This is a genomic window from Seramator thermalis (assembly GCF_004138125.1).
GTDB lineage: Bacteria > Bacteroidota > Bacteroidia > Bacteroidales > Dysgonomonadaceae > Seramator > Seramator thermalis.
This window is the reverse complement of the sequence record NZ_RXHS01000002.1, coordinates 26,501-39,537: the sequence shown is the minus strand read 5'-3', so window position 1 is coordinate 39,537 and position 13,037 is coordinate 26,501. Positions and strand designations below refer to the sequence as shown.

The window sequence follows — 13,037 nt, the reverse complement described above, 5'->3', positions numbered from 1 at the left end:
CTATATCAATTGATTTTTCAATATTTTTTCTTGTTGTTGTAACTCTTTCAGTTTTGTTGTCAGCTTTAAACGGAGGTTGAATTGCGTTTCCGCTTTTACTTCAGCGGTTATTCGTTTTTGTTCCATGCGGTTGGTATTTAACTGTTCCAGCAAGACACGGTATTGCTCTGTTTTCTGCCTGTCGCTTTCGAGATAGATACCTGCCTCGTCGGAAACTGCCAGCATCAACAGGCGGTTTGCCAAGGCTTCGAATAGTTCTTTCAGTGAATTACAGCGGATGCGTGCTATATCTAACGAAGGCAACCAAGCACGAATAATGCTATCGTCGCCTTCAGGTACAAAGAAACGGGTTATTTGTTGTTCTTCCATCACCCGCCTTGTTTTATCCGCCTGATTGATTCGTTTTACGCACCAATTCACAGAAAAACTTTCGTCGCAATGAATAACTAAAAACATCGGAGCAGGAAAGGCTTTCTGTACCAAGGTAGCTACCGGCATCGCTTTAGCCGGATTCTTGATACTTGCTTCGGCAATGATGATTTGGTCGTAAGCCTGTTCATCATCCATGTATGCAGCCAATCCAATGGTGCGGGTCTGCAATAAACCTTTCATCGTGAGCTTTTCTATCTCTTCACGCAACAACCGTTTTTCCCCAGCAGACAAAGGCGCTTTCTCGGCAAAAAGTTTTTTGCTGATAGGCGTATTGATTAATGCCCCAGACGGTATGTTGAAGTACTCTATCATTATAGGTTGATTTTTCTTATCCTGTCGGTAAGCTCTTCCATCCTCTCGATAAGTTTATCGAATGTTTTTTTGTCTTTATCATAAATGAAACTCTCTTTCATGTTTTCGTAATCTTTTCTCCAACTCCCCATCAAGTGGTCGGGAGGACAAATCCGGATCTGAGCAGGTTCGTGTGTTGTATAGTCAACATCCTTTATGCTGTTGAACTTTTGACGATGATTGACAACGGCTTTGTATAAGTCCGTATCTTGCAACGCTGATTGAGCGAAAGAGCTATCCATCATCTTTTCCAAATCGTATAAATGTCTTGACATCCTATCCGTGCGTGGATTTTCCTTTTGATACTCCTCGTGCAACAAGAATATTTTTTCCAAAAAGGTGCGTTCAGGCAATACAGACTTAAAAAGTGACTTTATTTCGCTATCAATTTCAGGAAACCGGGAATGGATAAGCGTTGCAATTTCTCGATTTTCAAACGGCTCGTCAAGAGACATGGCACTGAACTCAATCTTGACAACCGGAAGGAGGTAATCTATTTTAGTCGGAAGAATACTTTTGTATTTTACTTCTACTAAAGTTACCATATCGCTACTGTTTTTTGTAACAAGCTCAACTTTATAACCTGTTATTCCTTCTGAAGAAAGTATGCTATCTAACTCGGGGAGCAACTTCTCTTCTATGTAATGGAAAGCTTCTCGGCGAATTTTTGTTCGTTGCTGATTGGTTTCTTCAGGTAGATCGAAAAACGAACGACTTATAGTCAAATCTATATCTTCACTGAAGCGACTAATCAATCCCCACGCTTTGCTGAGCGAAGTTCCTCCTTTGAATTGCAGAAAATCCGCCCACGAAGATTTTGACAATGCTACCAAAATGGCCGTTACCCACCAATCCTTTTCAATTGCCTGTTCTGCTGAAATTTTTCTGGCCACTGCTGTTTGTTGTAGCAAAACCATTTTTTCATCTTCGCTATAATTCAGCCAAATACTCATTCTGTTACTGTTTTTATGATTGGTAATAGCAATTCTTTCATCCATACCGGCGACAGGTATAAATCGTGCATCATTGTTGCTCGCTCTTCGGCATCACTCTCCGAAAGAAGCTTACTTATTTTGTCCTTTATTTCGTCCGTTACCTGATTTTCTCCAAGTTCTTTTAGTGCAATAATTATCAATGGCAGAAGCTTACCCTTGAATTGAAAGTTTTTCTGAACAACATTTTTGAAAATAATATTTCTTTCGCCAACTTGCACTTTTCGCTTAGCTCCGTTGGTAATATATACGGCGTTCATCGGTACTTGAGTAGAAAAGCCCAAAATATTTAAGGCAGTATCACCGGTTGGCATAATCTGAGCCCTGTCTCGTTCGGCTATTTTGTGGGCAATTTGGTCAATCGTAGGGTGCAGAACACCAAATTGCGTTTTTATGGGATTCATATAGATGCCGGTTGCCACACGAACAATGATGCCTTCATTTTGCAGACGGGATAACGTTCGGGTAACAAGGCTATCATTATTTAAATCTTCAAAATCACGCACAGTGAACAAATCGCCTTTCTTAAAGCGAGTTACTCGATCTCTAACTTTTTGTGAAATATTCTCTTCCATCATTAAACCCCAATAATATTGTCCGAAATATTCGGTAGATTTCGGACAAAGATAAAGAATTATTTCCGCTTGACAACAACAAATGCCACAATATCAAAATCGCTTTGTGAGGTAACCCCTTCGGCATTGAGCGAAACTAACTCTGTAGAGAAAAACGAAGCAGCACCTACCTCTTGCGATTTACCGATGACACTCTCAATGGCTAACTGAAAAGCGGACGAATAGGCTTTCATATTGGCATAGTTCTTTGTCTCTTTTTTTAGGTTTTGCGCCAACTCTGCCAGTACTTCCGTTTTGCCCTGACACAGTTTTTTCAGATAATCCAAACAACGTTTTCCCTGCATATAGCCCAAAACAGGTTCTCCACCTTCGCCCATATAAACCAAATAATAAGGAGCCAACAGGCTTTGCCCTTTTTGTTGTACAGAGCTACGCATACAGAAAATAGTTCCGGGAGGTATCTCTTCATCGTCTGTTTCGACCACGGTATGGATGCCCAACGGAATATCCTGCAAATCAGCAAGGTGTTTTTTTTCGTATTCCATAATATCCATTCGGAAATCGTTCATATTGGTATCCGTAATGGTTATTCCACCTTGAATGTCTTCCAAATCGAGTACTGTACTTTGGAGTTGCTCCAACTGCTTGCGACGATATTCCAAATCGGTCATTTCGTCGTTTTCGTTCATCTCTATGAGATTCTCCTCTCCGGTAGCGGAAATGTCGAGTAAGACCATCTTCCCTTTCACCCGGCTCTCTAAGTTGATATATTCATTCAGCTCCATATTCGGCCAGAAATTGACTAACTGGATCTGTTCATTCTTGGAGCCTAAGCGGTCGATACGACCGAAACGTTGAATGATACGCACCGGATTCCAATGGATATCATAGTTTACCAAATAGTCACAATCTTGCAGGTTTTGCCCTTCCGAAATGCAATCGGTAGCAATGAGCAGGTCTATTTCTCTTTTGACATTCGGATAGGTTTTATCACGCTCTTTTGAATAAGGCGAGAAATGCGTAAGCAGTTCGTTCATCTCTTTCCTTTCTATATCGGGGAAGTTTGTCTTATTTGTCCCGCTTCCTTTTATCAAAGCGGTAAATAAGCCATATTCATCCAATATCCATTCTGACAATTCTTGATAAAGATAGGTAGCCGTATCCGCAAAAGCGGTAAAAACAATGACTTTTTTATTGTCTTCGTTGATCGGGTTTTCTATTTTGCGGGCGATGACCTCTTTCAGTCGTGTCAGTTTTTCATCACGAGCAGCCGATATGGTGGCGGCACTCTCCATTAGCTTTGTAAGTGTATCGCGGTCGTATTCCAACTCTTGTCGCCATTTTACCAAATCAATATCTTGAAGCAATACTTTTACCTTGTTACCAATCAGGTAGTCACTTTCATCCTCTTCTAAATCAATGCTGTCTATGGTAATGGATTTATCCGACAATTCGGCTATATGTTCTATCTTGTATAAATTCTGATTGACTTGTTCTAATAGGGCTTTTACACTCAAATAAAAAGAATAGATGGAACTCTCCATCCGCTTCAAGTAATTCACCCGCATAAGGTCAACCAGATTCTTTTCCCGGTCGGACTGCGTAAAAACACTTCCCGTACTTAACTGATAGTCATATTTTGCCGCATATTCCGCTTTTTTCTCCTCTTTCAGTGAAGATACGGGCGAGTAATTTGCCAGATTCAGCTTCCGAATAGCATTGTTGATGTTTCTTAAAGATGGAAATAATCGCTGACTGTCGATATCGGTTTTCTCGTTTATCGGTCTCAAACGGGTCGGAAACCTTCCCACATCCGCCGAATCGTAATATTTCACGATATGCTTGCGTGAACGGGCGATAGTAAGCATGTCCAATAGTTTGAAATAACGATTATCCAACCGGTCGAACAACTCGTTTATATTCCGATCCGAATATTTTGCCCAATCGGAAAACTGCCGCTGCGCCAGCTTCATTACGTTGGATATATTATCTATGCCCTCTTCTTCGAACACGCTGTCGTCGCCTTCCGTGATAAACGATATTTGGTTTTTGAGATCATTCATCCGGTTGTTCACCGGTGTCGCCGAAAGCATCAACAGTTTTGTTTTTACACCCTTTTTGATGACTTCATTCATCATGCGGGCATAACGGGTCATTTCGCCTTTAGAGGGATAGCTGTTTCTGAAGTTATGCGATTCGTCTATTACGACCAAATCATAATTTGACCAATTAATTGTCGCCAAGTCAATATCCCCCGATTTACCCCGCACACGAGTTAAATCAGTATGGCTAAGCACATCGTAATTGAAACGGTCGTTAATCAGAATGTTGCGCTTGTCGTTTTGCGTATAAACTGTCCAGTTGTCACGCAACTTCTTGGGGCAAAGTACCAATACACGGTCATTTCGCAATTCGTAATATTTGATAACGGCAAGTGCTTCGAATGTTTTTCCGAGCCCCACACTATCGGCAATAATACAACCGCCATATTTTTCAATTTTCTCGATAGCCCCCATTACACCATCTTTCTGGAACTTGTAAAGTTTATTCCAAATTTCTTTATCTTTAAATCCGGTTCTTGATTTAAAAATCTTATCGTCGGCAAAATCAACAATGGAATAATGAAAAAGATGATGCAAAATCATGTAATACACAGCATCGGGAGAGTAGTCCTTAAACCCTTTTTTTAACTCATCCAAAGCCAGTTTTGTAATCTCTTTGGACATGGAAGTATCCGACCATATTCCGTCAAACATTTGTTTGTATTGCGCCACCTCTTCTTTTTTGTTGTGAAGAATATGTAGCTGTGGTTTCTCCGAGTTGATAAAACCCAATGAATCTGCACAGAAGTCTGCCATACCGGGATTGATTACACAGCTATCGTGCTCATTTTGGATAAATATTAACTTAAATCCGAATGAATTAGGAACTCTCAAAGCACGAATACGACTTCTTTCAAGTATGTGGGTACATTCTTCTGCTGCATATCGTAGTAAGAGTTGCCTTTTCAGTCCTCCCTCTTCGGCGGTTCCCCAAAAAGTATTATCCAAGGCAATGGATACCCCTTGAGGATTTTTTGTTTGCGGGTTTGATAAAAGCAGGATTTTTAATCCTTTTGTGTGTTTCATTTTTTCCCGCAAAAGATAAAAGGCATAGATGCTAAACATTCCGGTACTGACAGACACCGAAGTGTTTGAATCTAACCGTTTAGCTATCTCATGCTCAACTGTTCGGCCCTGTTTGTTATCTAATATTTCCATACGCTTGGTTGCTTGCTACTTTTTAGTTGTATGAAGTAACTCTCGAACATCCACATCCAAAGCTTCTGCAATCTGACGAAAAACGTCAATAGAGGGCTGCGCCTTATTGGAACACCATCTTGAAACAGTTGCTTCATTCTTTCCTATTGCTTCGGCAAGCCAGCGATTTGTTCTATCGTTCTCCGCTAAAACAACCTTAATTCTATTGATTACTTTTTTATCGGTCATATTATGATTATTTTCATCAAATATTTGACGCTATTAATCGCAAATATACGGTTTTCATTTAAACTAAACACAGAAAAAAGACAATAATTTCAATCATAAAATAACGAATCAGAGGTGCAAGGTGCAAGTATATCTATATAGATATCTTGCACCTTGCACCAAACTTAAAACATTGTGATTCAAAATAGTTGTTGATTTGAAAATAAGTTGTAACTTTGAACTTGAATTTTATGACGACAGATTAGTGCCAATAGCAGCCAAGATTGCCAAAAGTAAAGCAGAAGAAGACGCTAACCTAATTTGTACCCCCATAAAGGTCTTTGAAATAATAAAACACTGAATATTAGTGGTCTGACAAATTTAATTCAAAATTAGTCTGACTGCCAAAATAGGAAGTTTGGAAATACAGTGGTGGAAGCACTTAAATACAGTTAGTTAGGAGTTCCTAACCTAAACTGTACCCCCTAAGAAAAAATGAGGGAGTAAGATGCTGAAAGAAAGCAGATTATCTTACAAAGGTGGCTTTCCCGTCCATACCGCAAAGCTTCAAGGGGTTACATAATGGCTTCTTGAAGCTTTTTTAGTTCTAAACAAGTCTGGTTCGATGATAATGATAATTTCCTCGCGAAACCTTGCGACAATTGCTCTTATGCCTTGATATCTATATCGTACGAGCTTAATTATAAATTTGGGATGAGTTTCATAAAACCTTTTATATTTTTGGTACTTGCAATCTGTTTGTCAAGTGGGTGCAATACCCGTTTCCTCGGTAACAAATATCCACTGACATGGGAAGATAATTTCGATCAGTCAAAAACCTTCGATGAAACTTCCTGGACAAAAATCCCTCGCGGAAAATCCGAATGGAACAAGTATATGACTAATGATGAGCGTTGTTATGAAATACGTGAAGGAAAATTGATTCTGCGAGGTATTGAAAATACAAATTCGGAGATCGATACGGCACATTATTTAACCGGCGGCATCTACAGCAAAGACAAACGATATTTCGGATTTGGAAGATGGGAAATTCGAGCTAAACTAAATGGAGCACAAGGTGCCTGGCCTGCAATCTGGTTGCTTCCTCAAGGCGGAAAATGGCCGGATGACGGCGAAATCGATATAATGGAACATTTGAATTTCGACTCTATTGCATATCAAACTGTTCATAGCCATTATACATACGTTCTCGATGAGCGTGAAAATCCAAAACAAGGCACCACAGCAGTCATTGATTCTGAAGATTTCAACACTTATGCAGTTGAAGTACACCCTGACAGCCTAGTCTTTTTCATAAATCATCAACAAACATTTTCTTATCCACGAATCGATACCGACAAGGACGGTCAATACCCATTTGACAAACATCAATACTACCTGTTAATCGACATGCAATTAGGGGGTCCGTGGGTAGGTAATATTCATTCTCATAATCTGCCGGTAGAAATGGAGATTGATTGGGTCAGATTTTATTCTTTCAAAGATAAAGAAGTTCGGCAAAGAAAATAATTCCAGCCAACAAATAAACACAGAATTAGTATCACTAATGAAACATTGAGATATATGCCAATGCGCTCAAAAAAGCGTTACAAACGAAGATGGAATATCGTTATATATCAACGTTTGTAATAATTGTTTTGAGTAAGCGCAATCATTATGACAAACCGAAAACAAATTATTCCCCAAAAAGATCGGGACTAACTGCCCACCTCTTTGAGAAATTTAAAGAAAAAACACTCATTCGCACAACAAAAAAAGAGAGCATTTAGTTGGTCTTATATTTGTAGCGAATCTCGGCAAGCTCTTCATTTGCTTTAACAATCTTGTTTTTCAAATCTTTTTTATAGTTGATGAGTTTTTGCTGCACTCCTTCATCGCCGGTAGAAATCATCTGTAGAGAGAGGATTGCGGCATTGAGAGCTCCATTGACACCGACAGTTGCCACCGGTATTCCGGGAGGCATTTGCACGATGGCGAGCAAGGCATCTATCCCTTCGAGTGTAGAATTTATCGGTACTCCGATTACGGGAAGCGGGGTCATCGATGCTATAACGCCCGGGAGATGAGCAGCCATCCCTGCGGCTGCAATAATCACTTTGATCCCCCGCAAATGTGCATTTTTTGCAAATTCTTCGACCATTTCGGGTGTACGATGAGCTGAAAGAGCATTTATTTCGAAGGGAATTTCCATTTCATCGAAAAATTTGGCTGCTTTTTCCATCACGGGAAGATCGGATGTACTTCCCATAATAATGCTGACAATGGGTTTCATAATTTATCTCGGAATTAAAAAGGAGACCGAATTTCGATCTCCCCTGATTGATTTGCAATGAATTATTTTCCTAAAAGTTGCTTGTATTGATCGGCCGAAAGCAAGCTGTCGATTTCATCAGGCCGTGTAATTTCTATTTTCACAATCCAACCCTTACCATAAGGATCGGAATTGACAAGCTCGGGCGTTGCATCTAAATCGGCATTGAGTTCCAATATTTTTCCCGACACCGGCATCATCAGATCCGAAACAGTTTTCACTGCCTCTATACTACCAAAAACTTCGCCTGCTTGGAGTGTTTCTCCAACTGTAGTCACATCAACATAAACAATTTCGCCCAATTCGCTTTGAGCGTAATCGCTGATGCCTACAAAGGCCGTATCACCTTCTATTCTGATCCATTCGTGATCATTAGAGTACTTTACATTTTCGGGGAAATTCATAATTCTTCTGTTTTAAGGAGTTATTTAAAGAAGTAAAATTAATACGTTATCTCTTTATTTCAAAATTAGTGTTTGAAATTTATTTCAATCAAATCATTTGTCATGCACCTATACCGATGCAGGCGAAAGTAACACCAAATCCCAGCAAAAAACCCGCATATACTTGTCCGGGAGTATGCCGTCTGAGGATTAAGCGCGAAGTTCCAACAAAACCGGATAAAATGAAAAGGATCATAATCAGAAAAGAAGAATTGGTGTGTTCGACGAAATAGCTTACTCCCATCACTCCACCCACAAGACTTCCGACGCCGAACATGTGTGCGCTTATCTTCCACCAAATGGTGATGATGATGGCAAAAATCATCACAATGACAGGCGCAACAGTCAACATCAAAAACCAGGAAGGCATTCCAATGCGATAGTAATGAAAAATCATGAAAGTATATGACAGTAAAGCCAACACATACGGTATGAAACGCTCGCGCCGGATACTGAGGGACAAATCCGAGACTAACTTTAGTTTGTACATCACGAATATAGATATACTGGGAAGGGCGAAAGAGAATAAAAAAACAGGGAACATAATCTGCCAAAAACTTTGGCTGTAAGTATATCGAAAATGCGTATATACAAACAAGAGCGCTATTCCATAAATAGGCATTAGCAAAGGCTGAAAAACCGTCGAAAAAATATGAGCCATTGTTTTCATTTGCACTGTTTTTTTGTTTACAATACCCAAAGTTAAATTTTTTTTCTTAATCTGGCTACCGGAATATTTAATTGCTCTCGATATTTTGCAACCGTACGACGAGCAATCTTGTATCCCTTCTCATTGAGAATGCTTGTAAGTTGATCGTCCGTCAATGGTTTTGACGGATCTTCACCATCGATGCTTTCTTTTAAAATAATTTTGATTTCGCGAGAAGAAACATCTTCTCCCGAATCGGTCTGCATGGCTTCAGAAAAGAAAAATTTCAACGGATAAATTCCACTTGCTGTTTGAACATATTTGCTATTGCTTACGCGTGAAATAGTAGAAATGTCGAATCCCGTTTTTACGGCAACATCTTTCAAAATCATCGGTTTGAGCGCACCCTCGTTACCCGTCAGAAAAAAATCGTATTGCAGTTCTATAATTGCCTGCATAGTTTTATAGAGCGTATTCTGTCGTTGCTTGACAGCATCTATAAACCATTTTGCCGAATCTACCTTCTGCTTTATAAAAAGCACGGTTTGCTTGTCGTTGGCCGACATGCTATCTTTATTCTGATTGTAGCCTTGCAACATCTCAGCAAAATCGCGACTGACATTGAGTGAGGGAATATTCTGATTGTTGAGATACATCACAACTTGTCCATTTTCCGATTCGACAATAAAATCGGGAGTTATGTTGCTCATCGAGATCTCGAGTGAATTGCTCCAGGCATTTCCCGGTTTAGGATTGAGGGAAACGATTTCGTCAATCGCAGATCGCAATTCGTCCTCGGAAATATTCAATTTATTGAGAATTTTGTCATAATGCTTGCGTGAAAACTCCTCGAAGTACTCTGTAAGAATTTGCATGGCCAGTTTGGTAGAATGTGTAGGCAGCTTGCGCTGAAGTTGCAACAATAGGCACTCCTGCAGATCACGGGCACCCACGCCGGGGGGATCGAGATCTTGGATTTCATAAAGCACATCTTCCATTTCGAGAGACGAAACATCGATATGTTCGTGAAAGAGTAAATCGTCGGAAATTGATTTCAGATCGCGTTGCAAATATCCGTTTTCGTCGAGATTTCCAATGATATATTGAGCTATTTTTTGTTTCCGCTCATCCAAATTTTGCAGTGCAATCTGTTCTTCAAGAGATTCTATCAGCGATTTTTCATCCGAATAGTTTGTTTGTCTATAATATGGATCGTAATCGGGAGTTCCGTTGATGCGATAATCGGGAATGTCTTCTTCAGAAGCATAATCGCCGAGTATGATATCTTCTTGCGAAACATTTTCGCTTTCGTCCTCATTGTCGAGTGTGATATCGCTATCGTCAGGATCTTGGGGCATTTCTTCGTCGCCGGCTTCCAATGCGGGATTTTCTTCCAGCTCCTGTTTTATTTTGTCTTCCAGCTCAACCGTGTTAAGCTCTACAAGCTTAATCACCTGCATTTGCAGTGGCGATAGTTTTTGTATCTGTTTTAGTTCTTGCTGTTGCCTGAGAGCCATATAATACATGTATTTATTGACAAAGATAATGATTTTCGTATAATATTTTTGAAAAGCTGTGTAAGAATAATTCGATTGTAATAAGACTTTTCCATCAATTTATCTGACGGCAAAACAAAAAGACTTCACCATCTGTTATAATAGGTGCATGGTTATTTAAAAATCGATTCGATATCAATCAGATGACACAAAAAAAGTATGTTATGAAAAAGCCGTTGTTATTTTTTGTACTAATTATCGCAGTGGGAATTACTTTTACTGCAAATGCACAAACAAAGAAGTCCGCAATCGGCAGCTGGAAATTTGAAGTTCCTCAAGCACCTTATGGTTATGATAAAGGTATAATTCTCATCATTCAGCAGGGCGATTCGTTGACCGGAGAGCTTAAGATGGACTCGGGAGAATCGTTTAAATTGAATAAAATTACTTCGAAAAACGATTCGATAAACGTTTCGGCATACATCCAAGGCGAACTTGTGAATGTGAATGCAAAAATAGAAGGAGCTAAAATGTCGGGGCAGGCATATTGGTCGCAAGGTGCGATGGATTTGAAAGCCGAACGACAAAAACAGGTTGCAAAAGAATAAAATTTTGATTCGTTTTTCATCCGGAATTTTTCGCCCGAAAGAATTGAGCAGCCTATCTCTCGGATAAAACCGATAAAACAACGTGCTCAACATCTATATTTTTATCCGAAAGGTTTATCCAGCGAATCTCCTGATCTTTTTTGAACCAGGTGAGTTGTTTGCGTGCATAATTGCGTGAGTGTTGCTTTATTTTGTCTATAGCTGCTTCTCTCGAATATTTTCCGTCGAAAAAATCGAACCATTCTTTGTACCCCACCGTATTGAGCGAATTGAGATGGCGTTTCGAATAAAAACTTCGAGCTTCTTCCTCCAGGCCATCAGCAACCATTTTATCCACGCGTTGGTTGATGCGTTCATACAACTCTTCCCGATCGCGAGTAAACCCGATTTTAACGATTCGGAAAGGTCTTTCTTTCGCAGAATTAGTGCGAAGCGAAGAATATGGCACTCCTGCCATAAGGCAGACTTCGAGCGCATGGATGACACGCTTCGGATTTTTTAAATCGACCTGGTTATAAAAAACGGGATCGAGTATTTTGAGTTGCTGCCGAATCGGGTCGAGTCCTTCTCTACGATAAAGGTTTTGAATGTCATTACGAAGTGATTCGTCTATGGTGGGAATATCGTCGATTCCCCTGCACAGGGCATCAATATACATCATTGAGCCACCACAAAGAATAACGGTATCGTGTTTTTCATGCAATTGTTGTAAGAGCTGCAATGCTTGCTGCTCATATTCGCTCGCACTAAAATAAGTTTCAGGTGGAAGAGAGCCTACAAAAAAATGCTCAACACATTGAAGTTGTTCCTCGGTAGGCGCCGCAGTTCCGATAGTCATTCCCCGATAAATTTGCCGAGAATCGGCCGAGAGAATCGGACATCCAAGTTTTTGTGCAATGTGAATGCTCCATTCTGTTTTGCCCACACCTGTCGGGCCGAGCATGACGAGGAGCGATTTCATTCAATACAGATCATTTTCATCGAGATCGACCGGCAGATCGTCCAATCCGTCGAACCCTTCCCGATCGAGTTCATCCAAATCGAATCCGTCATCGCCATAAAAATTTTCATCCAAGTCGCTTGATATCGAGTCTTGTTTGGTTTCATCGATATCTTTTATTTGAACGGGCGGTTCGCCTTCAGACACTGTACATACGGGTTTTTTGAGCGTTTTACCGGTTATGATTTCGGATAATTCGATATAAAGTGCACGATCATTCATATAATCGAAGACGAACATGATTTTTTGTTTTTCGTCTTCCAGAAAATCGGACAGCACACAATCTTTCATGATGTATGAATCCTCATCGAAATCGGTATTCATTTCCACCAGTGTGATTTCCTTTTCTCTGCGCCAATTATCGTCGCAGAGAAAGAACGATGCCATTTCCTTTTCGCTGTAACCCGTAGATTGGATAATTGCCTCGTAGAGGTCGTAAAAAGTATTATCTGCATCTATTTTGATCTCTCTTTTGAAATCGTCGACTTCATCCGATAAAATTAAAAATCTGTAAATCATAATATTTTTGTTTTATTATGGGCATTGACACTTCAAAGATAATAAAGTTTTGGAAAAATTTTAAGATACAAACTACAATAAATTGTGGAAAGTGAATGGAGTTTTGTTATTGGACAACTTTTTTTGGGATGGATATTGGTTTATATCGAAAAATATACTACTTTTGCAACACT

Annotated in this window: 13 protein-coding genes; 2 read left to right on the top strand and 11 right to left on the bottom strand. The window is 39.8% G+C overall.

What is annotated here, in order from left to right:
- The 5 genes from EJN84_RS02290 to EJN84_RS02270 form a co-directional block, all read right to left on the bottom strand.
- The gene (locus tag EJN84_RS02290) at nt 1-744 is read right to left on the bottom strand and encodes a DUF4391 domain-containing protein (protein WP_129593920.1); all 744 of its coding nucleotides are present in this window, start codon (nt 742-744) and stop codon (nt 1-3) included.
- Entirely contained in the window at nt 744-1,736 is a 993-nt protein-coding gene (locus tag EJN84_RS02285; protein ID WP_129593919.1) for a nucleotidyl transferase AbiEii/AbiGii toxin family protein, read from the bottom strand. Before EJN84_RS02285 ends, EJN84_RS02290 begins: the two co-directional genes overlap by 1 nt.
- The gene (locus EJN84_RS02280) at nt 1,733-2,353 is read right to left on the bottom strand and encodes a DUF6088 family protein (protein ID WP_129593918.1); all 621 of its coding nucleotides are present in this window, start codon (nt 2,351-2,353) and stop codon (nt 1,733-1,735) included. Before EJN84_RS02280 ends, EJN84_RS02285 begins: the two co-directional genes overlap by 4 nt.
- A gap of 56 nt (nt 2,354-2,409) precedes the next feature.
- Nucleotides 2,410-5,478: a DEAD/DEAH box helicase gene (locus EJN84_RS02275; protein ID WP_238943901.1), complete on the bottom strand. Its 3,069-nt coding sequence runs from the start codon at nt 5,476-5,478 to the stop codon at nt 2,410-2,412.
- Between the two features lie 147 nt (nt 5,479-5,625).
- Nucleotides 5,626-5,838 carry a helix-turn-helix transcriptional regulator gene (locus tag EJN84_RS02270; protein WP_068184896.1) on the bottom strand — a complete coding sequence of 71 codons (213 nt, stop codon included), beginning with the start codon at nt 5,836-5,838 and terminating at the stop codon, nt 5,626-5,628.
- 693 nt (nt 5,839-6,531) lie between these two features.
- Here EJN84_RS02270 and EJN84_RS02265 point away from each other — a divergent pair.
- On the top strand, nt 6,532-7,347 hold the full coding sequence (locus tag EJN84_RS02265; RefSeq protein ID WP_129593916.1) for a glycoside hydrolase family 16 protein: 816 nt from the start codon (nt 6,532-6,534) through the stop codon (nt 7,345-7,347).
- A gap of 256 nt (nt 7,348-7,603) precedes the next feature.
- Here the strand turns inward: EJN84_RS02265 and purE are convergent, their stop codons facing one another.
- The 4 genes from purE to rpoN all read right to left on the bottom strand — a co-directional run bounded on the left by purE (nt 7,604) and on the right by rpoN (nt 10,758).
- Nucleotides 7,604-8,110, bottom strand: a complete 507-nt coding sequence (gene purE, locus EJN84_RS02260; protein WP_129593915.1) for a 5-(carboxyamino)imidazole ribonucleotide mutase — start codon at nt 8,108-8,110, stop codon at nt 7,604-7,606.
- A 62-nt stretch (nt 8,111-8,172) separates the two neighbouring features.
- Complete coding sequence (gene gcvH / locus EJN84_RS02255; RefSeq protein WP_129593914.1) at nt 8,173-8,553, bottom strand: glycine cleavage system protein GcvH; 381 nt, start codon at nt 8,551-8,553, stop codon at nt 8,173-8,175.
- A gap of 100 nt (nt 8,554-8,653) precedes the next feature.
- Nucleotides 8,654-9,262, bottom strand: coding sequence for a hypothetical protein (locus EJN84_RS02250; RefSeq protein WP_129593913.1), 609 nt, complete (start codon nt 9,260-9,262; stop codon nt 8,654-8,656).
- A 32-nt stretch (nt 9,263-9,294) separates the two neighbouring features.
- Complete coding sequence (gene rpoN, locus EJN84_RS02245) at nt 9,295-10,758, bottom strand: RNA polymerase factor sigma-54 (protein ID WP_129593912.1); 1,464 nt, start codon at nt 10,756-10,758, stop codon at nt 9,295-9,297.
- Nucleotides 10,759-10,961: 203 nt separating this feature from the next.
- On the opposite strand from rpoN, the gene EJN84_RS02240 reads away from it, so the two are divergent.
- Nucleotides 10,962-11,345 (top strand): hypothetical protein, encoded by a 384-nt coding sequence (locus tag EJN84_RS02240; protein WP_129593911.1) that lies wholly within the window; start codon nt 10,962-10,964, stop codon nt 11,343-11,345.
- A 52-nt stretch (nt 11,346-11,397) separates the two neighbouring features.
- On the opposite strand, the gene miaA is transcribed toward EJN84_RS02240, so the two are convergent.
- Nucleotides 11,398-12,306, bottom strand: a complete 909-nt coding sequence (gene miaA, locus EJN84_RS02235; protein ID WP_129593910.1) for a tRNA (adenosine(37)-N6)-dimethylallyltransferase MiaA — start codon at nt 12,304-12,306, stop codon at nt 11,398-11,400.
- Complete coding sequence (locus tag EJN84_RS02230; protein WP_129593909.1) at nt 12,307-12,864, bottom strand: IS1096 element passenger TnpR family protein; 558 nt, start codon at nt 12,862-12,864, stop codon at nt 12,307-12,309. It abuts the gene before it with no gap.
- Nucleotides 12,865-13,037 lie beyond the last annotated feature (173 nt).